This is a genomic window from Rhizobium sp. OAE497, assembly GCF_040546565.1.
Classification (GTDB): Bacteria; Pseudomonadota; Alphaproteobacteria; order Rhizobiales; family Rhizobiaceae; genus Rhizobium.
In genome coordinates this window covers 877169-899318 of sequence record NZ_JBEPOA010000002.1, presented here as the reverse complement: position 1 = coordinate 899318, position 22150 = coordinate 877169, and the positions used below count along the sequence as shown (strand labels likewise).

At 62.9% G+C, this 22150-nt stretch carries 20 protein-coding genes; 6 read left to right on the top strand and 14 right to left on the bottom strand.

The annotated features are described in order from the left end of the window. From ABIE40_RS23780 to ABIE40_RS23755, 6 genes are all read right to left on the bottom strand, one after another. The gene (locus ABIE40_RS23780) at positions 1–237 is read right to left on the bottom strand and encodes a hypothetical protein (protein WP_112711157.1); all 237 of its coding nucleotides are present in this window, start codon (positions 235–237) and stop codon (positions 1–3) included. A gap of 122 nt (positions 238–359) precedes the next feature. Continuing rightward, positions 360–1286 carry an amino acid ABC transporter substrate-binding protein gene (locus ABIE40_RS23775; protein WP_199628238.1) on the bottom strand — a complete coding sequence of 309 codons (927 nt, stop codon included), beginning with the start codon at positions 1284–1286 and terminating at the stop codon, positions 360–362. Positions 1287–1300: 14 nt separating this feature from the next. Then, positions 1301–2662, bottom strand: a complete 1362-nt coding sequence (potE, locus tag ABIE40_RS23770; RefSeq protein ID WP_130281526.1) for a putrescine-ornithine antiporter — start codon at positions 2660–2662, stop codon at positions 1301–1303. Positions 2663–2683: 21 nt separating this feature from the next. Then, positions 2684–5047, bottom strand: a complete 2364-nt coding sequence (gene speC, locus ABIE40_RS23765) for an ornithine decarboxylase (RefSeq protein WP_199628239.1) — start codon at positions 5045–5047, stop codon at positions 2684–2686. Then, entirely contained in the window at positions 5044–7305 is a 2262-nt protein-coding gene (locus ABIE40_RS23760; protein WP_199628240.1) for an Orn/Lys/Arg family decarboxylase, read from the bottom strand. Before ABIE40_RS23760 ends, speC begins: the two co-directional genes overlap by 4 nt. A 115-nt stretch (positions 7306–7420) precedes the next feature. Beyond that, complete coding sequence (locus ABIE40_RS23755; RefSeq protein WP_199628381.1) at positions 7421–8344, bottom strand: cation diffusion facilitator family transporter; 924 nt, start codon at positions 8342–8344, stop codon at positions 7421–7423. Positions 8345–8515: 171 nt separating this feature from the next. Here ABIE40_RS23755 and ABIE40_RS23750 point away from each other — a divergent pair, with 171 nt between their 5' ends. Beyond that, positions 8516–9874 carry an amino acid permease gene (locus ABIE40_RS23750; protein WP_199628241.1) on the top strand — a complete coding sequence of 453 codons (1359 nt, stop codon included), beginning with the start codon at positions 8516–8518 and terminating at the stop codon, positions 9872–9874. A gap of 16 nt (positions 9875–9890) precedes the next feature. Here ABIE40_RS23750 and arcC read toward each other — a convergent pair whose 3' ends face one another. The 5 genes from arcC to ABIE40_RS23725 form a co-directional block, all read right to left on the bottom strand. Further along, on the bottom strand, positions 9891–10829 hold the full coding sequence (gene arcC / locus ABIE40_RS23745) for a carbamate kinase (protein ID WP_199628242.1): 939 nt from the start codon (positions 10827–10829) through the stop codon (positions 9891–9893). A gap of 2 nt (positions 10830–10831) precedes the next feature. Next, positions 10832–11836, bottom strand: coding sequence for an ornithine carbamoyltransferase (locus ABIE40_RS23740; RefSeq protein WP_112711165.1), 1005 nt, complete (start codon positions 11834–11836; stop codon positions 10832–10834). A 40-nt stretch (positions 11837–11876) separates the two neighbouring features. Beyond that, positions 11877–13103 carry an arginine deiminase gene (gene arcA / locus ABIE40_RS23735; protein ID WP_199628243.1) on the bottom strand — a complete coding sequence of 409 codons (1227 nt, stop codon included), beginning with the start codon at positions 13101–13103 and terminating at the stop codon, positions 11877–11879. A 130-nt stretch (positions 13104–13233) separates the two neighbouring features. Further along, positions 13234–13440: a hypothetical protein gene (locus tag ABIE40_RS23730; protein ID WP_112711167.1), complete on the bottom strand. Its 207-nt coding sequence runs from the start codon at positions 13438–13440 to the stop codon at positions 13234–13236. Positions 13441–13522: 82 nt separating this feature from the next. Beyond that, a complete protein-coding gene (locus ABIE40_RS23725) occupies positions 13523–13885 on the bottom strand; it encodes a hypothetical protein (protein ID WP_112711168.1) in 363 nt (120 codons plus the stop codon). Positions 13886–14139: 254 nt separating this feature from the next. Here ABIE40_RS23725 and ABIE40_RS23720 point away from each other — a divergent pair, with 254 nt between their 5' ends. The 3 genes from ABIE40_RS23720 (at position 14140) to ABIE40_RS23710 (ending at position 17834) form a co-directional block, all read left to right on the top strand. Then, positions 14140–15360: a PAS domain-containing sensor histidine kinase gene (locus ABIE40_RS23720; protein ID WP_199628244.1), complete on the top strand. Its 1221-nt coding sequence runs from the start codon at positions 14140–14142 to the stop codon at positions 15358–15360. After that, complete coding sequence (locus ABIE40_RS23715; RefSeq protein WP_199628245.1) at positions 15326–15985, top strand: response regulator transcription factor; 660 nt, start codon at positions 15326–15328, stop codon at positions 15983–15985. The genes ABIE40_RS23720 and ABIE40_RS23715 overlap by 35 nt, the downstream gene beginning before the upstream one ends. A gap of 103 nt (positions 15986–16088) precedes the next feature. Next, a complete protein-coding gene (locus tag ABIE40_RS23710) occupies positions 16089–17834 on the top strand; it encodes a hypothetical protein (protein ID WP_199628246.1) in 1746 nt (581 codons plus the stop codon). 3 nt (positions 17835–17837) lie between these two features. Here the strand turns inward: ABIE40_RS23710 and ABIE40_RS23705 are convergent, their stop codons facing one another. Then, positions 17838–18785 carry a hypothetical protein gene (locus tag ABIE40_RS23705; protein WP_199628247.1) on the bottom strand — a complete coding sequence of 316 codons (948 nt, stop codon included), beginning with the start codon at positions 18783–18785 and terminating at the stop codon, positions 17838–17840. Positions 18786–18944: 159 nt separating this feature from the next. Between ABIE40_RS23705 and ABIE40_RS23700 the strand changes: the two genes are divergently transcribed. Next, positions 18945–19580, top strand: a complete 636-nt coding sequence (locus tag ABIE40_RS23700) for a helix-turn-helix domain-containing protein (protein WP_130281548.1) — start codon at positions 18945–18947, stop codon at positions 19578–19580. 38 nt (positions 19581–19618) lie between these two features. Further along, the gene (locus ABIE40_RS23695; protein ID WP_199628248.1) at positions 19619–19966 is read left to right on the top strand and encodes a hypothetical protein; all 348 of its coding nucleotides are present in this window, start codon (positions 19619–19621) and stop codon (positions 19964–19966) included. A gap of 66 nt (positions 19967–20032) precedes the next feature. Here ABIE40_RS23695 and ABIE40_RS23690 read toward each other — a convergent pair whose 3' ends face one another. Beyond that, positions 20033–21619, bottom strand: a complete 1587-nt coding sequence (locus ABIE40_RS23690; protein WP_199628249.1) for a methyl-accepting chemotaxis protein — start codon at positions 21617–21619, stop codon at positions 20033–20035. After that, a complete protein-coding gene (locus ABIE40_RS23685) occupies positions 21620–22090 on the bottom strand; it encodes a hypothetical protein (RefSeq protein ID WP_199628250.1) in 471 nt (156 codons plus the stop codon). Between the last annotated feature and the right edge of the window lie 60 nt (positions 22091–22150).

Below are 22150 nucleotides of genomic sequence, written 5' to 3'. Positions count from 1 at the left end.
TCAGCGCTCGGTACAGTAGACGACGATCTCCTGCTCGATCTCGCGGCATATCTGCTCGTATTCGGTCACGAGCTTCTCTTCCCTTGGCCACTGATTGCGGAAGCGGTCGAGCGCATCGACAGCCAGATCATAGGCTTCGAACATCTCCCCGAGCGCCTCGCTGCTGACACCCGCCAAGAGATGACGGATGTCGGGCAGTCGTAGCATCAGTTTTCTGCGGCCGCGTTCTCGGCTCATGGATCAGCTCCGCGTTCAACGCACTCCCCGTGCATCTAATACGAAGCCAACAAGGCATCAGATCGTTCCCCGCGATCACAAAAATGTATCGATCCGGGACCGAAGAGGTCAAAGACATATCCCTATTCGGGCAAAGCCGTCTGCTGGAAGAATGTCACGGTTGCAATATCCGGCGGCCCGAACCAGGTGGTGAAGAGCGCCGGGAAATCCTGTGCGGCATAGGTCTGGCTCAGCGCCCGGTCGACGGCAGCGCGGAAATCTTCGTCACCCCGCGCCAGCTCGAGGCCGAGCGGTTCGAAGGTGAAATAGCGCTGGATGACGATCAGGTTGCCTGAATTGTCGCTGCGGGCCGCCGCATCCATCAGGAGCGGCATATCGCCGAAGAGGACAGCCGAGCTTCCGTCCAGCACGCGCGTGATCCCCTCCTGATAGTTGGCGACCGCTGTCGCCGTCGCCGCGAGCTGGAAGGTCTTGATCCTCTCCGAAAGCCAGCTCTCGCTGGTGCTTCCGGCAATCGAGGAGAAGGTCTTATGCTCGAGGATCGTTCGAGCAGGAGATCCGCGCCAGACCGGCCGGTCGGAGGGCTGCCCATATTGCAGCACCTCGCGCAGCGCCAACGGCGAACTGGCGCTGAGCAGCGCGCCCGTGCCGCTCGGAAAGATCGGCAGTGAAAAGGAAACCACCTGCCGCCGCGTCAGCGTCACCGGCTCGGCGCCGCAGACGATATCGGCAGCACCGCTCTGGATCGCCTGCGTCTTCGCGTCGCCGGCAAGCGAGACCCATTCGACGTCGAGCTTCTCAAGCTGCAGCTGCGTCTTCAGGCTGTCGGCGATCTTGTTGCAGAGCGCAACGGCGTAGCCATCCGGCTTCCCCTGCCCGCCGTCGAAAGAGAAGGGCCTGGCATCTGGATCGTAGCCGAGCTTGAGCGCGCCGCTCGACTTGACGCGATCGAGCGTCTGGGCCGAAGCCGGAACGGCAATCGCCAGCGCAGCGGCCGCCGTTACGAAGGAGACGGCGGCAAGCGCCCAACGGGGATTCTGTCCTGACATGTCTGGTCCTCCCGCTATTGGCCGGCCGGGACGCGGTTCGCGCCGGTGGCGAAACGCGGGGCAATCAGGCCGTAGATGATGAAGCCGATACCTGTGACGATCATACCGCCGAGCACCGCATCCTTGCCGGAGGCGTAGATCGCAAAGACGCTATAGGCCATGCCGATGATCACAACCGTCGCATTCAGCCGGAATTTCGACTGCGGCACGCCCGCAGCCTTCATCATCACGAACAGGGCCGAAAGCGAAATGATGTAGGGCAGCACATTGGTGACCACCGCGAGATTGACGAGCGCCGAGAACTGCTCGCTCAGCGTCGGCGATATGGTCATCAAGGCAAGGCCGGTTTGAACGATACCAAGGACGATCATTCCGGGGACCGGAGCGCCCATCTCGTTGACTCGCTTGAAGATCGACGGAAACATCCGCTCTTCGGCCGCCGTGCGCGCCGTCTGCGCGATCGTGAACTGCCAGCCGAGCAGCGATCCGAGGCAGGCGAGTACCGCAAGCGCCATGATGATCGAGCCGATCGTCGGGTTGAACATCGTGGCATAGGCGAGCGCGAACGGACCGGTCGAGCTTGCGAGATCCGCATTCGGAACGATGCCCTGGATGACCGTCGTCGACAGGATGTAGATGACGGCGGCCCCGAGCGTGCCGAACATGCAGGCGAGCGGCACGTCCCGTTTGGGATTTTCGACGGCATCCGAGTTCTGCGCGGCCGATTCCATGCCGAGGAAGGCCCAGAGTGTGAGCGAAATGCTCGATCCCATACCCTGCGCGATGCTCAATCCCTTCGGGTTCCAGGCGGCGGCGAAGGTGCTCGAGCTGAACCACAGCCAGCCGATGATCGACAACAGCCCGACCGGAATGATGACGCCCCAGACCGTGACCGAGCCGATGCGCCCGGTGATGCGCGGCCCGCCGAAATTCGCGGCCGTTGTCAGCCACAGAAGCACGATCAGCGCCAGGCAGGTCATGACGGGCGTCGAGGTCAGTACCGGGAAGAAGCCGGCAAGATAGCCGACCGCCGAGATGCCGATGGCAACATTGCCGACGGCAAGCGACAGGAAATACAGGAAGAAGACCATGAAATAGCCGTCCTTCCCATAGGCATCCTCCGCATAGGCGGACATGCCGCCCGGCCGCTGGTTGAACAGCCCAGCCTGCGCGAAGCCATAGGCGATCGCCATCGAGCCGACGGCCGTTACCAGCCAGGAAAGCAGGGAGATCGCGCCGACCTGTGCCATGTTGGCCGGCAGCATGATGATGCCTGATCCCATCATGTTGACGGCGACGATGAAGGTCAGCTGCACCAGATTCATCTTCTTCTTGGCCGTCGTTTCGGCTGCAAGATGCATTGTGTTGTCGGTCATGATGACATCCTCCCGTCCCCGCTACTCGCGCACGACATAGGTGTAGAACTTGATCCGCCCGTCGACCCGCTCCTGGAACACGCCCTGGACCTCGTAGTTGAAGCCGGGAAAGCGGTTGAAGGATTCCTCGAAGGCCAGGAAATAGTCGCGCATCGGGCGCGCCCGCTCGTCCCAGCGCTCGCCGGGCACGATGACGCCGATACCCGGCGGATAGATCAGCGCCAGCGTCGCCGAGATGCGCCCGGCCGCCTCTGTCAGCGGCACATAATCGACATTGTTGGCGACAAGCGCCTCATAGGCGAGCTTCGGCGGGAGTGCCGGCTCCGGAAAGCTCTCGGAGCGGAAGCAGAGCCGCTGCAATTGCTTGACGCCAGCCTGGCGGTAGAAGGAGTGCATCTCCTTGCAGACCTGGCGGACCGTGTAGCCCTTGTAGCGCTCGCGATTGGCGGCGAATACCGTCGGCAGCACTTCCTGCAGCGGCGCATCGCGGTCCCAGAGGTTCTTGAACTTCACCAGCTTGGCGATCAGCGTGTTCAGCTTGCTCTCGTCCTCGGCGGGCGTCATCAGGAAGAGCAGGCTGTTCAGATCGCATTTTTCCGCCACCACCCGCTGTTCGCGCAGGTAATTGGCGACGACCGTCGCCGGAATGCCGAAATCGCGATATTCGCCGGTCTTGCGATCGATCCCCGGGGTGAGCAGCGCCAGCTTGTTCGGATCGACCATCGTATAGCCGGGCGCATAGCCGGAATAGCCGTGCCATTTCGCCTCCGGATCGAAGCGCCAGCATTGCTGTTCGCGCTTCAGCACCTCGGTCGGGATATCCTCCCATCGCGTTTCTGCGAGGTCGCTTGTGTGCTTCGAGCCCGATATCGAGACCTTGTCCGGTACGAAGGGATCGAAGAACCATTGTTCCTCGGCGTCGCCGGCCTTCGTCTCGTAGTGGTGGACGAAGCCGCGCAGCTTCTTGCGGGCCTCGATACCGAGTTCGATGCAGCGGTCCCACAGCATCTCGCCGGCCTTGCCCTCGTGCACCTTGGCATTGACGTCGAGCGAGGCGAAGAGCGGATAGAAAGGCGAGGTCGAGACGTTCATCAGCAGGGATTCGTTGAACCGCTTGTGTTCGACGAACCGGCGCTGGCCGCTGATATGTTCGTCCCGCTTGTGGATCTGCGAGGCCTGCGAAAAGCCCGCTCCCTGCTTGTGCACCGACTGGGTCGAAAACAGGCCGGGCATATCGGGCCGAAGGTCCGTCAGCCGCATCGGGCTATGTCCCTCGAACAGCGGATGGAAGGCGTTGTAGCCGATCCAGGCCTCGTCCCAGAGAACGTAATCGCAGAGGTGGCCGATCTTCTCCATCACCTGGCGCACGTTGTAGATCGTGCCGTCATAGGTGCAGAGCTGGATGCAGGCGAGCCGGAACGGCCGGTCGGCGCGGGCGCGGCTCTTGTCCTGCACCAGCGGGTGCGCCTCGATCCGCTGCCGCAGAGCGCCCTCGTCCCAGGCCTCCCAATCGACGGCGCCGATCATGCCGAAGGAATTGCGAGCCGTCGGCAGATAGACCGGAATGGCGCCGGCCTGCACCAGCGCTCCCTGATGCAGCGACTTGTGATTGTTGCGGTCGAACAGCACGAGATCGCCCGGCCGCAGCACGGCATTGGCGACGACCTTGTTGGAGGTGCTGGTGCCGTTGAGAATAAAATAGGTGCGGTCAGCGCCGAAGATGCGGGCCGCCTGTTTCTGCGCTTCTGCCGCCGGCCCCTCATGGATCAGGAGATCGCCGAGATCGACGTCAGCATTGCAGAGATCGTTGCGGAAGATGCTTTCGCCGAAATATTTGAAGAACAGCTGTCCGGCCGGTGATTTCCGGTAGAACTGCCCGCCCTGATGGCCGGGGCAATCGAAGGCGATATTCGCCTCGCCGTCATAGGCCATCATGCCGCCGAAGAATGGCGGCAGCAGGGATTTGCCGTAATTGTAGAGGCTTGAAATGACCTGCTTCGCGTAGAAGGCTGGCGTCTGCTGGCCGAGATAGACGAAGCCATCGACCTCGCCCGCCATCTCGACGACATCCATATCGGAGATCGTCAGCGTATCGGCCATTGCCCAGATCGGCGTGCGGAAGCCGATCTCCCTGACGGAACGCAGGAAGCGCCGTGCATCGGGCAGCCTTCCGCCTTCCACCGAGCCGACATAGGCACCCACCGAGGCATCCTCGGAAACATCGGCGGAATAGTCGTCGCGCAGCTCCACCTCGAAATTCTCGGCCGCTATCTGCGCGACCAGCTCCTGGACCTGCGGATTGCCGCCATCGGCGACGATCACCACCTTCAGCATCTTGTGGAAGGGGATGGCGACGGTCGGAGATTTCACATCGCGCGGGATCATTGTTCCGGTCCTTCTGCAATGCAGTCTACGAGATAGCGCCGGCCACCATCGGCAGGCGCAAAGCGCAGGCCGTGAATATCGGTCTCGAAGCCCGGGAACTTGCGGTCGAATTCACGCGCGTAGAGCAGGTAATCCTGGATCGACTTGGTCGCCGGCGTGATGCGCTCGCCGGGCATGATCAGCGGAATGCCGGGCGGATAGGGAACGATCATCACCGCAAGCATGCGGTTCATGAGATCGTCGATCTCGACGCTCTCGATCTTGCCCTTGACGAGCCGGTCATAGGCATCGGCAGGCCGCAGCGCCATATCGGGCAGCACCGTATACATCTCGCGCTGCGCCTTCGGCACGTCGTCCTTGCGATAGACCGCATGAATCTGCTCGCAGAGATCCCTGAGGCCCATCTTCCCATAGGCTTCCGGATGGGCGGCGGCGAGCGCCGGCAGCGCCCGCGTCAGCGGTGCATTGGCGTCGTAGAGATCCTTGAAATTGATGAGCTCGGTGACGAGCGTGCTCCACTTGCCCTTCGTGATCCCCATCGAGAACAGCACGAGGAAGGAATAGAGGCCGGTCTTCTCGATCTCGATCCGGCGGGACGAAAGGAACTTGGTGACGACGGCGGCCGGTATGCCGTGTTCCTGCATGGCGCCGCTGGCGGAAAGGCCGGGCGACAGGATGGTGACCTTGATCGGATCGACCATCACATGGTTTTCGGCGAGCCCCGCAAACCCGTGCCAGGCTTCGCCGGGCCTCAGCACCCATTCGGCGTGATTGTCGCTCGGCGTATGTTCGGCAACGGTCGGCTCCCAGACCTTGAACCACCAACCTCCCGCCGTCTGCGTCCTCACGGAATGCATGGCTCGGCGAAAGCTGATCGCCTCGTCGATCGTCTCCTGCACCAGCGCCCGGCCCGCCGGCTGCTCCATCATCGCGGCGGCGACGTCGCAGGAGGCGATGATGCCATATTGCGGCGAAGTCGAGGTGTGCATCATGAAGGCTTCGTTGAAGCGCGTCACGTCGAGGCGCTTGTTCTCGGCATGCTGGATATGGATCATCGAGGCCTGCGAGAGCGCCGCCAGCAGCTTGTGGGTCGAGTGCGTGGCAAAAGTGATGGCGCTCTTCGAGCGGGCCGGCTGCGTCGACGAGATGCCGTGGAAGCCGTCGTAGAACTCGTGGAAATTCGCATAGGCATACCAGGCCTCGTCGAAATGCAGCACCTCGACCGCATCCCCGAGCGTTTCCTTGATAGCATCGACATTGTAGCAGAGCCCGTCATAGGTCGAATTGGTGATGACCATCAGCCGCACCTTGCCGCTCGTCTGACCGGCGAAGGGGCTGGCCGCGATCTTGCGGGCGATGGCTTCGGGGGTGAACTGATCCTTGGAAATCGGCCCGATGATGCCGAGGCCGTTGCGTGACGGCGTCAGATAGATCGGCGTCGCGCCGGTCATGATCAGCGAATGCAGGATCGACTTGTGGCAATTGCGGTCGCAGAGCACGAGACCGCCGCGGCCGACCATACCATGCCAGACGATCTTATTCGCCGTCGATGTGCCGCCGACCACGAAGAGCGTTTCGTCAGTGCCGAAGATGCGTGCCGCATTCCGCTCGCCCTCGGCGATCGGCCCGACATGATCGAGCAGCGAGCCGACACTGCCGACCGACACCGAAATATCGGATCTCAGCGTGTTCTCGCCGAAGAAGGAGTAGAAGAGCTGTCCGACCGGGCTCTTGCGGAAGGCGACGCCGCCGCCGTGACCCGGCGTATGCCAGGAATAGGCGCCCTCGAGCGTGTATTCCATCAGCGCCTTGAACATCGGCGGCGGCAGCCGGTCGAGATAGGTGCGTGCCGCCTGAACGATGGCGCGGGCCATGAACTCCGCGGAATCCTCGAAAAGCCGCATGAAGGCATTGGCGTGCCTGAGCACCGCCGTCGGAACGTCCTCGGCCGTCGTGTCGTCGCCGAACAGGAAGATCGGCAGCCGGTCGTTCTTCTGGCGCTTGGCGCTCAGAACCTCCTCCAGCACCCGCCAGCGCGTCGTCCGGTCCTCGGCGCCATCAACGGAGACGAGCCAGCAGGATTCGGTATTGAACACATGCACGAGACGGCGGGCATCGTCGTAGGAAATGCCCGAGACGATGCGGAACCCCTCCCGCTCGATCGCCGCTGCGAGATCGCGCATGCCGCGCCCGGCCGCGCTCTTGCCGTCAAAGTCCTCGTCGATAACGGCTACCGGAAATGCCTGTTGGAATTCCATGCGCCCCTCCAAGGCTGGACGGCTGAGCTATTTCGCCATGGGAGGAGATCGTACACACCGGGGGCATGAGCGTCGTTGATTGCAATCAAGACGCGACCGAAAGAGGCCGGCGGCTCTATTCGGCCCATTCCGTATCGGCGGTAAAGGCAATCGTCAGCCAGCGGTTGGCGCTTTCATCGCCGATCGCATCGCCGATCTCGTCGCGCAGCGCATCCCACTGCTCGATCGTCCTCGCCGGCAGGCCTTCGGGGACGATGAAATAGAGCTCGATCTGCGTCGCCCGCCCGACGCGCGCGACATAGGCGCGATGGGAAAGGAAGCCGAGCCGCTGCACGATCTCGGAAGCCACCCGATCGACATGGTCTTTCAGATCGACCGGAGCGATCAGCAGGATTTCGGTCAGTGCTCGCCGGACCGTGCCGATCGGAAGCGGGATCATGACGAGGCAGACGAGTGCGAGCACGGCCGGATCCAGATAGGCGGCAATCCAGGCAATCGACGTCGACTGCACCGCCATGCCGGCGAGGAACGCGATCAAGAGCGCAAGAGCAATGCCGCCCGACATGATCCAGGCCTTGATGTCGAGCGAAACGAAATCGGATTTGATGCGCCGGTTCAGCCTGATGCCTGAAAACGCCATGATGGCGCAGACGACCACCGTCGAGGCCGAATAGAAGACCGCCATGCCGAAATGCAGCTCGTGTCCACCGTTCAGGATGCTGATGATGGCGCTGATCAGCGCGTAGACACCGACCGTCATCAGCAGGCAGCCGTTCAACATCAGCACGATCGGCTCCAGATGCCAGAAACCCATGGTGAAGCGGTTGCGGATACGGCCGGAGCGGGCGTCGCTCTTCGTCGAGTCGATGATCAGGCTGGAGACCCAGAGCGCCAGTCCGGTCATCGCCGCGTCGGCCAGCGAATAGACGCCATCGAAGGCGATCGAGAACGATCCCGAGAGAATGCCGAAGACAACGCCGAGCGTGGCGACGACGACGGTGGCCGCGATCGAAATTCTGAGAAACCCCTGCTCGCCCATCCCCTTCAGTCCTCCGGACCAGATCACTGTTGCGCCTACTATAAAGGCTAGCCCGCCCGCGGCGACTACGCATTGATCCGAATTGCGGGCGCCAATTTTTGCAACGACAATCGCGCCTCGAAGGCAAAACCCCTTGGGCCATCAGCTCAAGCGGAGCTCGGGAGGGACGGCATGACCAGCTCATCTGACGGCAAAAGCCTCGGACTCGCCGCCTGCACCGCGATCGTCGTCGGCAACATGGTGGGCTCCGGCTTCTATCTCTCGCCGGCCGCAGTCGCCCCCTATGGCAATCTCGCCATCCTCGTCTGGATCATCATGGGCGCCGGCGCCATCTGCCTCGGCCTGACGTTTGCGCGCCTGGCGAGCCTCGTTCCGGCGGTTGGCGGACCCTATGCCTATACCCGTCTCGCCTATGGTGATTTTGCCGGCTTCCTGATCGCCTGGGGCTACTGGATCTCGATCTGGACATCGCTCCCCGTCATCGCCATCGCCTTTACCGGCGTCATCGTCGACCTGTTCCCGGCGCTCGGCAATCGCGTGACGGCGACGATCCTGACACTCGGGGTGATCTGGACGATCGTGCTCGTCAATCTGCGCGGCGTTCACGCCGCCGGTCTCTTCGCCCAGGTGACGACCTATGCCAAGCTGCTGCCCTTCGGCGCCGTCGCCATCATCGGCCTCCTCTTCATCGACACCTCGCATTTCGCCGACTTCAACCCGAGCGGCCAACCACTGCTGCAGTCGATCGCGACGCTCGCGCCACTGACGATGTTTGCCTATCTCGGCCTGGAATCGGCGACCGTTCCTGCCGGCGACGTCCAGAATGCCGAGCAGACCATTCCGCGCTCGACCGTGCTCGGCATTTCCATCGCCGCCATTCTCTATGTGCTCGGTACGATCGTGGTGATGGGGCTGGTGCCGCGCGAACAGCTGATCCATTCCGTCGCGCCGTTCTCGCAGGCAGCCGGCATCATGTGGGGACGCCCGGGCGAGCTGGCGATCTCGCTTGCGGTCCTGCTCTCGTCGATCGGGGCGCTGAACGGCTGGACGCTGCTGATGGGCCAGGTTCCGATGGCCGCCGCCCGCGATGGCCTGTTCCCGCCGCTCTTCTCGCGGCTCTCCTCCCGTGGCGTTCCTGCCTGGGGCATGATGGTCTCGGCCTCCCTGGCGACGATCCTGGTGCTGGTCCAGGCGATCGGTTCGGAGGGCTTTGCGGCCGCCTACAAGCTGATGGTCGGCTTGAGCACCATGGCCGCCGTCGTTCCCTATGCTTTCTGCGCCCTTGCCGGCAGCCTCGTGGCCGGGGCCACACAGGGGCGGATGCCGCGTGTCACGGTGATCGAGCTCATTGCCTTCATCTTCGCGATCTTCACGCTCTATGGCTCGGGCGCCGAGCCGGTGCTCTACGGCCTCGTCCTCTTGATGCTCGGCATCCCCGTCTATGTCTGGCAACGGCGCAATGGCCGCGAAACCGTCAGCCAAACGAAAACGGCGCCAGGTGCAGCAACGCACCCCGCCGTTTCCGGATAGTTTCTCGCTGACGCTATCAGCCGTGCCAGGTCAAACCGGCAAAGCCCGTATTGATGATCGTTCCACGATCGCCGCGCACCATCCCGGCGATATCGGCCAGCGATCCGATGGCGGCCGTCTTGCCGCTGGTGCGCGCAAAGTGACTGGCGGCCTCCACCTTTGGCCCCATGGAACCGGCAGGGAAAGAAAACTGCTCGAGATCATCGGGGCGAACCCGATGGATCGCCTTCTGCGAGGGCTTGCCCCAATCGATGCAGACGGCTTCGGCATCGGTCGCCATGACCAGGAGGTCGGCGCGCAGCTCGCGCGCCAGAAGCTCGGAGCAGAGATCCTTGTCGATGACGGCCTCGACGCCGACCAGTTTGCGATCGGCGCCCTTCTCGTACATCGTCGGAATACCGCCGCCGCCGGCGCAGATGACGATCGTGCGCTGCTCCAGAAGCCAGCGGATCGGCAGGATCTCGAAGATGCGCTTCGGAGCCGGCGAGGCGACGACCCGCCGCCACTTGTCACCATCCTGCTTGAAGACCCAGCCCTTCTCCCCACGGATGCGGTCCGCTTCACCCTTGTCATAGACCGGCCCCACGAACTTTGTCGGGTTCTGGAAGCCGGGATCGCCGGCGTCCACCTCGACCATCGTCAGCAGCGTTGCGAGCGGCTGCTCGAAGGGAAGGAAATTGCCGAGCTCCTGCTCCAGCATATAGCCGATCATGCCTTCGGTCTCGGCGCCGAGAACGTCGAGCGGATAGGCTTCCTCCGGCTTGTAAGCCGCCCCCTGCAGGGCGAGCAGCCCGACCTGGGGGCCATTCCCATGAGTGATTACCACCTCATGTTCGGCAGCGAGCGGCGCGATGGCCTGAGCCGCGACGCGGGCGTTGCGCCGCTGGGTATCCGCGGTCATGGCTTCCCCGCGCCGGAGAAGCGCATTGCCGCCGAGTGCTATGACGACACGCATGCTCAATCCCCCAGGGTCGCGACGAGCAGGGCCTTGATCGTGTGCAGGCGGTTTTCCGCCTGCTCGAAGGCAACGTTCGCCTCGGACTCGAAGACATCGTTGGTGACTTCAACCCCGTTGGTCATGCCGTAATCCTCGGCGATCTGCTTGCCGAGCGTGGTTTCGGTATCGTGGAATGCCGGCAGGCAATGCATGAACTTGGTCTGCGAATTACCGGACGCCTTCATCAGATCCGTGTTGACCTGATAGGGCGTCAACAGCTTGATGCGTTCGCGCCAGACCTCCTTCGGCTCACCCATCGATACCCAGACGTCGGTATGGATGAAATCCACGCCTTTGACGGCCTCCTTGGGATCTTCGGTGACGAGCAGCTTGGCGCCCGAGGCCTGCTGAAGATCCTTGGCGATCTTCATATATTCCTCCGACGGCCACAGCGACCTCGGCCCGCAGATGCGCACGTCCATGCCGAGCAGGCAGCCGACGATCAGCAGCGAGTGCCCCATATTCGAGCGGGTATCGCCGACATAGGCATATTTGATATCGGCGATCGGCTTGTCGCTATGTTCGCGCATGGTCATGACGTCGGCGAGCATCTGCGTCGGATGATACTCGTCCGTCAGGCCGTTATAGACGGGTACGCCAGCATAGCGTGCCAGCGTCTCGACACCGTGCTGCGCCGCGCCGCGATATTCGATCGCGTCATACATGCGGCCCAGAACACGCGCCGTATCCTTGAAGGATTCCTTGTGGCCGATCTGCGAACCGGACGGGTCGAGATAGGTGACGTTCGCACCCTGATCGGAACAGGCCACCTCGAAGGCGCATCGCGTCCGCGTCGAGGTCTTCTCGAAGATCAGGCAGATCTCCTTGCCCTTCAGGTGCTGCTGCTCGGTCCGGGCATATTTCGCCCGCTTCAGATCCCGGGCGAGATCGAGGAGATAGCGGAATTCCCGCGAGGTATAATCCTGCACGGTCAGAAGCGAACGATTACGCAGATTGAAGCTCATGGTCTTGCTCCGTCGGTCTGTTCGTGGATGAAGAGGGTCATTAGGCCGGGTCGCGCCAGATCGGGCATGTCATGCAATGCCCGCCGCCACGGCCGCGCCCGAGTTCGGCGCCGCGTATGGTGATGACCTCGACACCGGCCTTGCGCAGAAGCGTGTTGGTGTAGGTGTTGCGGTCATAGGCGACGACGACGCCGGGCTCGAGGGCGACGACATTGTTGCCGTCGTCCCATTGCTCGCGCTCGGCCTGATAGGAATTGCCACCCGTCTCGACGACGCGCAGCTTCGGCACCTCAAGCACCTCGGCGACGACTTCCAGCATCGGCCGGTTTTCGGGGCGAATCTCGAAAGTGCCGTCGTCGCCCTTCGGATACATGCTGTAGCAGCGGATCTGATCGACGACCTCGGCAAACAGCGTGACGACATCGCGGTCGCAGAAACTGAAGACCGTATCGAGATGCATCGCCGCGCGGCTTTTCGGCATCAGGCAGCCGATGACGCGCTTGGCGGCCTTGCTGCGGAACAGCGCCTGCGCCACCTGGCCGACGGCCTGATAGGTGGTGCGCTCACCCATGCCGATCAGCACGGTGCCATGGCCGATCGGCATGACATCGCCGCCTTCGAGCGAGGCATTGGCAAACTGATCGTCCGAATCCCCCCACCAGATCTGGAAATTGGCACCCTTGAAGAAGGGGTGGAACTTGTAGATCACCCGCTGCAGCAGGGTCTCGGCGCGGCGTGCCGGCCAGAACATCGGATTGCAGGTGACGCCGCCATAGATCCAGCAGGAGGGGTCGCGCTGGAACAGCGTGTTCGGGATCGGCGGGATGACGAAGTCGCTCGCCGGCAATGCACTGAGCATCAGGGCCTTCGCCTTCACATCGGGAAGATCGGAGATCGCGATGCCGCCGATCATGACGGCGGCGAGCTGGGCGGCCGGCATTTCGTCCAGCCAGGGCCGCATCGCCTCGGCGACCTGCGAACCGATGACATTCGGCGTGATGCGACGGTCCAGCACGAAGGCGCGCGCCTGCTCGTTGGCAAGCGTCTGCGCCAGCAGGTCATGGAGTTCGAGAACCTCGACACCGCGCTCCTGCATCTTCAGGACCATGTCATAGTGGTCCTTCTGAGCCTCGTGCACCCAGAGCACATCGTCGAAGAGCAGGTCATGGCAATTTGCCGGCGTCAGCCGTTGATGTGCGAGCGATGGTCTGCAGACCATGACGGTTCTGAGCTTTCCCACCTCAGAATGAACACCGAAACCACGCATGCGGGTCCTCCTTCCAGCCATCGGGATGGCGGCCGCGCCGCCGGTTTCTTGCCGTCAGTCTATTTTTGCCGGGCACCACGGTCATTGATCGCAGACAAGCCAGACCGGCTTTTGCTGACCCTGAAAGCGCTCAGTGCAGTTCGGACGTGTCGGCGCGGCGAAGCTGCCAGGTGCGCCAGTGCGTCGGGTGGACATCGAGGATCTCGCCCGTCAGCGCATTCGCCCAGCCGCCGGGCAGCCGCTGGCAGGGGAAGACCAGAGCGTGAATGCCGTCGTCATCGAGGACGGCAAGCTCGATATCCTCTTCGAACGGAGCTTCGACGACCAACCGCCACATCACCGACCCTCCCGACGATGTATGCGTGTCGACCGGACGGAGGCCGTTGTTTCCGCCTACCCCGTTGCCGGACGGCAATCGCTCAATCGATGTAGAAAACCATGTTGCCGTTACGGGCACGCCATGCCCAGAGAATCTGGCTGGGCGACACCTTCTTCGCCTTCAGCTGATCGACGAGCCACTTGTTGGAGCGGATCGCCGAGCGGATCTGCGCCACCTGCTCCGCGCTTCCCGGCGACGGATGGTGGCCGGTCTCCTCCTGCATGCGATAGCTGACGACGGTGAAGCGCTTGTTGTGAAAAGTCTTGATCGACGCAGGCAGATTGTCTCCCCAGTTCATCCGCCGGTATTCCTTGCGGGTCTGTGTCGAGGTCTGCTGCGCAGCGGCGGGCACGACGATCGACGCCGCACTCAAAATGGCGATAGCAAGGGCAAACTTCCTCATGTTCCTGCTCCTCAGGTGGCGTGAACCCATGCAGCTCAGAGTAACGGAGCAAAGGCGCAAAGGCATTGAGCCGGATCAATGGTTGAGAGGCTGAACGAGGGCCGCTTGCATGGCTGAAAGGCCCGCAGGGTAAGACCAATAGAGGCTACGCGATGCTACATCTATCCGTCAGAGAAGAAGAGTAGTCTCGCGCCATCGTTGAATGGGAGAGCCGCCGGGACACCTGTCCCAGATCGTAGGGCGAGGGGAATATCATGGCTACCAGCACGAAGGCATTGGACATTGCCGATCGCGGGTCCGTCGCCCCTCACCTATCGAGGAAGCCTCTGTTTGCGGAGACGCTCGCCCAGAAGCAGATGGACCGCCCGCCCCCTGGCGGCCCGTCTGCCGATTGGCTGCGAAATCTCTACGGCCATGTTCCCGACGCCGTCTTCGTCATCACATCCTGCCATCGGATCTCCGCCTGCAATGCCGCCGCAATCGCCCTGCTCGGTTACCAGGAAGATGAACTGATCGGCCAGAAGATCGACTTCGTCTGGTCGTCGACGCCGGGCGTCCGGCTCAAGGCCCGCTGGGCAAGCCAAGGCGCCATGCGCGCCGGTATTGCAAGCACCAAGGACGGCGCGCGGTTTCCTGCCGCCTTGACGATCGTTCGCGAACAGGGCTTTGCGGCCGCAATCCTCGAGGACTTCCGTACCGAGCATGAGACGTTGCAGCAGGTTCGCGAGCTTCAGAGCGAAATGGCACGCCTCGCGCGAACGGTTGCGCTCGGCGACATGACGCCGGCGCTTGCCCATGAGCTCTCGCAGCCGCTCTCCTCGATCCTCGCCTATTCGCAGGGGTGCGGGCATCTGGTGAGCGACAACGGCTGCGAATTCGCGGCACTCAGGGAAGCCTTGTCCGAAATCACCCAGCATGCGCTCTGGGCCGGAACGATCGTGCAAAGCATCCGCGAATTCGCTGGCCGCGGCGCCGGTGAGAAGCGGTTGGAATCCATGCATGCGCTGATCCGCGAAGCCGCAGCACTTGCCCTTAGCGGCCTGGCGCGGAAGGATCTCCGGGTCGATTTCCAGCTCGATGCAAAGAGTGACGCCGTCATTGCCGACCGCGTGCAGATCACCCAGGTGCTGACGAACCTGTTGCGCAATGCCGCGGAAGCTGCCGACGGAGTTCAGGAGCCCGAGATTACCGTGACGACACGGACCAGCGATCGCAGGCGTCTCGTCGTCGAGGTCTCGGACAACGGCTGCGGCATCGCGGCCGAAATCGAGACGATGCTGTTTCATCCCTTCGTGACCAGCAAGCCGCGCGGCCTCGGCATGGGGCTGGCGCTATCCAAGCGGATCATCGAGGCCCATGGCGGGCGCATTGCGGCCCGGCGGGGATTGCAGGGCGGCTCGGTACTTTCCTTCTCGCTACCCATCGTGGAGATCGGCCAGAATGGCAAACGACCTTACGATCCATCTCGTCGATGACGAGGAGGCACTCAGGCGGTCCCTGACCTTCATGCTTGTTTCCGCCGGCTTTGCGGTACGTACGCATAGTTGCGCGCGTGCTTTTCTCGATCTGCTGCCCCTCTCCGGCAGGAGCTGCCTGGTGACGGACCTGCGCATGCCCGGCATGGATGGCATCGAGTTGATCGGCCAACTACATCAGTTCCGCATGGACATCCCCACAATCGTTATCACCGGGCAGGGCGACATTGCAGCCGCCGTTCAGGCAATGAAGGCCGGCGCTGTCGACTTCCTGGAAAAGCCGGTGAAGGAAGAGGCGCTGATAGCAGCCATTCATGCGGCGACTGGACAGGCACGTCCAAGCCGCGCAACGCAGGGACCCGACAGCGTCACCGCCAGGCTGGCGCAATTGACCACCCGCGAGCATCAGGTTCTCGTCGGCGTGCTCGATGGCCTGCAGAACAAGATGATCGCCTATCATCTCGGCATCAGCGCCCGCACGGTCGAGGTCCATCGCGCCAACGTCATGGCCAAGATGGGCGCGCGCAATCTGGCAGAACTGATGCGCATGGTCATCGCGACCGGCGTGGCCGCCTATCCCCTCGAAGGCCGCAAGGCGACGCCAGCGAACGGCTGGCCGAACTAGCGCAAGCAACTCCGAAAGCAAATCTTGCAACCAGCGGCATGTGCGATATGATGCCTTAGACAATGCTTAAGTAATTGCATGATCTTGTGTTGTAGGGGCGATCATGACGAGTGCAAGAGCGACTGCCTTTAGCCGTCTTGGGCCGACGGCTGACGAAATCTGCGAGCAGGTCGAACGAATTCTCGCCAGCGAGGAGTTCCACGCGGCCAAGCGCGGGCGAAGCTTTCTCGAATTCGTCGTCAACGAAACGCTGGCCGGACGGTCGGAGTTTCTCAAGGCCTTTACAATCGCCAATGTGGTCTTCGGCCGGGAAGCCTCGTTCGACCCGCAGAACGATCCCGTCGTGCGCATCGAGGCCGGCCGGATCCGCAAGGCGCTCGAGCGCTACTATCTCGTGGCAGGACGCTCGGACAGCGTGATCGTCACCGTCCCCAAAGGCGGATATGTCCCCCATTTCGAATATGCCACGAGCGCTCCGGCGCCGCTGCCGGTCAAGCAGCCCGAACGGGCGCCGCCGCCTCAACACGAGAGCCGCGAGAAGCCGGTTTCCGGCAGCACGCATCCGGTAAAGCTCACCCTTCTTCATCTCGGAGCATGCGTCGCGGCGCTGCTGGTGGTTTTCGCCGGCGCGCTCGCGCTTCTTCTGCCCGCACGGCCGAATGCGCAGGCCGCCACCGCAAGCCCGAAGGTGATGGTCGAACTCTTCGCCGAGGCCGACCGCGACGACACGCGCTCCGATATCGCCCGTGGCCTCAGGGACGACGTCATCGGCCAGCTGGCACGGTCCCGCGGCATCGTGGTCGTGGCGGATACGCTGCGTGACGACAGTATCGCCGGTGCCGATTTCACGCTCCAGGGCAATGTCCAGCTGGATGGAAACAGATTGCGCGCCGCGGTCCGGCTCGTGCGCCAACAGGATGGCGCGGTCATCTGGGCCAACAATTTCGATGCCAACCTCGGCGTCCAGAACAAGCTCGCGGTGCAGGGCCAGATCGCGCAACAGATTGCCGGCGCGATCACCGAACCTTTCAACGCCGAGGGCATCGCCCCGACGGCGCAGAGAGGCGATCAGAGCACCTATGCCTGCACGCTCGCCTATTACAGCTACCGGCAAAATGTCACCGCCACCAGCCACAGCGTTGCACGCAACTGCCTGCAGAATGCGACGCAGCGCTATCAGGACAATGCCACGTCCTGGGCGCAGCTATCGATGATCTATCTCGACGAGATCCGGCTTCGCTACAAGCTCGGCACCCCGGCCTCGCCGGATGCCTTGCGGATGGCAAGCAACGCGGTGAACCGCGCTGCCGTGCTGGCGCCGTCAAGCCCGCGTACGCTGCAAGCGCTGATGATGGTGAGCTTCTTCCGCGGGGATGTCGACAGGGCGCTGCAAGCCGGAACTGCAGCCTATGCGGCAAACCCCGACGATGTCGAAGTCGCCGGCGAATATGGCATCCGCTTGGCGATGTCCGGCAAGTGGCAGACCGGCTGCGAGCTGCTGTCGATCGCGCTCAACCGGGGCATCGGTTCGAAAGGCTATTACGAGGCCGGCATGGCGCTCTGCCAGCTGATGAGGGGCGATGTCGCCGATGCCGAGCAGTGGTCGCGCAAGTCCGATCTCGAAGCCAATCCCATGCACCATCTCGTGCTGCTCTCCATTCTCGGCGCCGCAGGAAAGGCGGACGAAGCGCGGCAGGAGACCGATTGGCTGACCCTCCACGCACCCGGGCTGATGCGCAACATCGACGGTGAAATTTCGCTTCGCCTGCAGCGGCCGGAAGACCGGGAACGGTTCTTCAGCGGCCTACGCGCGGCAGGTGTCGATCCGGCAGCGATACCCTCGCAATAGCACTCACGACTGCGGGCGCAGACCGTTGAGCTTGCCGCTGCCGGAAATCTCTGTGACGATATCGGCCGCGATGTCATCCTCGATGTCGAGGATCGCCTGGCCGTCGAGATTCCGGTCATATTGATTGGCCCATATCACGGCACCATTGGAAACGTTGATCAGCCGCACATGCAGCCGCAGGACCGTACCCTCGACAAGTGCGCCGCCTTGCAGGCTGAGAAGCAGCCCGCCGCCGTCCTGACCCGCGCGGCCAGGCGCAAGCACCACGATATCGGTAACCTTCGTCAGCCGGGCGATCACCTGATCGGTGAGGCCCTTCGCGAGGTCTTCGCCGCGCGCCGTGCCGCCGAGCGCGTCGAAGGGCTCGACGGCGATCCGGATACTGGCCGCCGTCGTCGATGCGGTCGAGAACGGCGAGGTCTTCGGTGGAGAGAGATAGGCCTCGAGCGGGCGGATGAGCGCCAGAACGGCCATCACGCCGAAGAATGCCGGCACGCCGATCGGCAGCAGCAGCTGGCGGAGGCGGAGCGGAGGCTCGCCATCATGGCTCTGCGCCTTCGAGCTGCCCGGCAAGCTCATCATATTGTCGTCATTGCCTGAGAACTGCGGCGAATAGCTGCCCTTGGGGATGGTGACCCGGATCGGGTCCTGGCTGCCACAGACGAGATAGTAGCGCTCCAGCGCGCGGCGGATGCGCCCCGCCTCGATGCGGACCACGGGATCGCTCTGCGCATCGAAGGATGCGTTGCGTCCGAACACCGCCTGCGCGATCGTATAGGCCTTCAGCTGGGCACTGCGCCCTTCCAGCGTTTCCTCGACGATATATTGCAGGAAGCGCCGGCCGCGCTCGGGCGCATGGAATTCCGGGCTCGCGAGGATCCGCTCAAGCTGCGCACGGATGCCTTCGGGGTTCCCGGGTGCGCGGTCTTCCCCTCCGTCTACAGATGACATCGAGATCTCCGCCATATCTCCGTATCGCCTTCATCAAGGGGGCATGGCCTTATACACCCACCGCGCATTCCGGGCTTCCGTAGCAATACGTAAGGGGTTTCTCGAATACCGGAGCGAGCCGCCTTTCCCTATTCTGCGGGTCGAGATGGGGGTGATGCCATGCTTCATGACCAGACGATCGGAGACTATGCAGCGGGCGGGCGGCACTATCCGCCTGCGCCAGCGAGAGACCAGCCGATCCGGCTGAAGCCCGACGAAACGATCTATAGCGAAGGCGAGCACGCCCGGGCGATCTATCAGGTCGAAACCGGCGCCGTCAGGATCTATCGCCTGACGCCGAGCGGCCAGCGCTACATCCTGTCCTTCTGCGGCAAGGGCGAATGGTTCGGCCTCGAAACCGGCAATGTCAGGACAGATTTCGCAGAGGCCGTGTGCGAGACGTCGATACGCCCCTTTCGCGCCAGCCAGAATACCGCCGCGCCCATCGACCTGCTGCATATCGCGCTGACCAACCTGGCCAAGGCGCAGCACAAACAGCTGGTCATCACCGAGCAGAGCGCGCTGAAGCGGGTCGCAGCCTTCGTCTTCGAAATGGCCGAGCGCCATCCGGGCGCCCGCGAATTCGACATGATGATGTCGCGCAGCGATATCGCCGACTATCTCGGCCTGACGGTAGAGACAGTCGCCCGCTGCTTCACGAAGCTCCGCGAAAAACATGTCCTTTGCCTGAACGGCAAGCTGCAACGCATCGTCCGCCTTCTGGACCGGGATGCACTCATCGCCTTGACGGTCTAGCCCGCCGTATCCAGGGCATTTGAAGAAGGGGATTACCTATGACGCCCGCATCCCGCCATCTCTTCCGCCAATCGGCCTGCACGCTGCTCGCCGGCCTTCTTGCACTCGCCGTCCTGCCGATCTCGACGGCGCAGGCCGAGGACAATCCCTTCGGAAAATTCCCCGTGCTGATCCAGTGCAAGCAGAACGACACCTATCACGCCTTCTACATATCGCGCGTCTCCAAGGACGGCGTCGCGACCTATGTCGCCTCCGAGCGGATCGGCGGCACGATCACCCTCGGCGGCGAGGCCAAGGCCATCGGCAGCAACACCGCCGGCACCTGTGTCGGCAAGACGCTGGCGGAACTTCGCGCTGACGGTCAGGCCTTTGATCTGAAGCAATAGGCGTAGAGCGCCGAATGACAAAAGCCCGCCAGAGGCGGGCTTTCCGGTTTTGCTACCACGCGGCCGTCAGGCCGCCTTGCGCTTGGCCTGACCCTGTTCGCCGGAGAAGCCGGACATCAAACCTTCGAGGATCGTCGCCTCATGGGCCAGCGCGTCGGTGGCGCTCAGCGACTGCTGCACCATCGTCGTGTTCTGCGCCGTCAGGCTATCGATCTGCACGATGATCGTATCGAGTTCGGCGAGCCCGGCCGCCTGCTCCCGCGCGCCTGAAATGATCGTTTCGATATGCCGGCTGATCTCGGCAACCTCAGTCGCGATATGGCCTAGGGCGTCGCCGGTCTGGTCGACGAGCGCCACACCCTGCTTCACGTGATCGCCCGAAGCGGTGATCAGCTGCTTGATCTCCTTGGCGGCGTTTGCGGAACGCTGCGCCAGTTCCCGCACTTCCTGGGCAACGACCGCAAAGCCCTTGCCAGCCTCGCCCGCACGGGCGGCCTCGACACCGGCATTGAGCGCCAGAAGGTTGGTCTGGAATGCAATTTCATCGATGACGCCGATGATCTGGCCGATTTCTTCCGAACTCTTCTCTATGCGGTCCATGGCGCCGACAGCGCTGGTGACGATGCCCGCCGAGCGCTCGGCCGCTTCCTTGGCGTGGCTGACGAGACCGCCGACCTTCTCGGCGACCGTTCCCGTCTGGCCTACGGTGCTGCGGACATGGGCAACTGCATTCGTCGCGCCTGCGATCGAACCTGCCTGGCGCTCCGAACGCTCGGAGAGTTCGCCCGCCGCGGCGTTGAGATCCCCGGCCTCGCGGCGAACCCGTTGTGTGACCTGACTTGCCTGAGTAATGACGGCTTCGAGATTGTTGGCCGACTGATTGAACGAGAGCCTGAGATTGTCGAGCTCTCCGGCAAAACGGCCATCGATGCGGGTTCCCAGATATCCGTCCGACAGCTTTTCGAGCGCGCCTCTGAGGACACGGATGGCGTGATCCGTTTCCTCGGCGGCGATCCGCTTTTCCGCCTCGCGCTCGGCGCGCTCCGCATCAGCTAGCCGGTCGGCGGCCTGGGCGCGCTCGCGCGTCTCGCGTTCGCTGGTGCTGGCGTTGTTGGCGGCGTCGAGCGCTCCCTCGGCGGAGACGAATGCGTTGGAGATCGAGCTCGTCAGCGAGATCAGCGCCGCCGACTGAATGGCGACGATCGCCGCATGCAGCAGCACGCGGCCGAAATCGGAGGCTCCCGGGAAGACCAGCGCGGGGGCGGCCAGATAGAGCAGCGTGTGGTGAACGATAGTGATGCCTCCGAAGGCGACGACAGCGCGCCAATCAAGCCAGGCCGCGCAGATCGCCAGAACGGCGAAGAAATACATATGTATGTCCGACTGGAGGATCGAACCCTCGAAGGCATAGACGATCATCGCCACATTGACGGCGTGAGCCATGGACGTCACGAGCCGCGTCACCGGCCCGGTGCGATCCTGCAACCAGGAGACCGAAGTCATCGCCAAGACTGCAGCGCAGACGATGAAAGCCGTCCAGTCGAAACCATTGCCGCGCAGCACCGGCACCAGAATGGCGATGCCGGCATTGATCCAGAGGAGCCCGAAAATGACGGGCGAGACACGCAGCCGGAAGGCATGAAGCGAGTTCATTCAGGTATCCTTTTGGAGGCAGCCCACGGCAAGGGCGTGATTGAGAACGAGAAAGGCACCGGCGGCGTTCAGTTTGCGAACGAAATCCGGGGCGCTCGAATGCGCAACGGCAATCCAGCCGAAACGTCCCGGCGCGACGAAAGACCCGCCTGCCCTGCCGATCAGCTCGACGACCTGACCTTCGGACTGTCCGGGCTTGCCGACGACGAGCACGAATTCACCGCGCGGCGTCGCCAGGGCAAATGCCAGCAACGCCAGGAAAATCGCCCCATAGACGCAAACCGCAAGCAATCCGCGTCGGCCGAGCGAGGCATCGTGATAGCGCGCGTTCGAGAGGGTTGGCGTTGGCATCTTGGTTCGGATGATCGTATCTGATTGCTGGCCGGTGCCGCCTGCGGGGTTGCAAATGGCGGAGTGAAGGTGTGGATCGACAGGGCCAAAAACGCCGGCCGGACTGCTGCCGAACCACAACCATTCACGACAATTATTCTAAATAAGGTAGTATTGATTTAGCGTTTACGCTACTTGCAA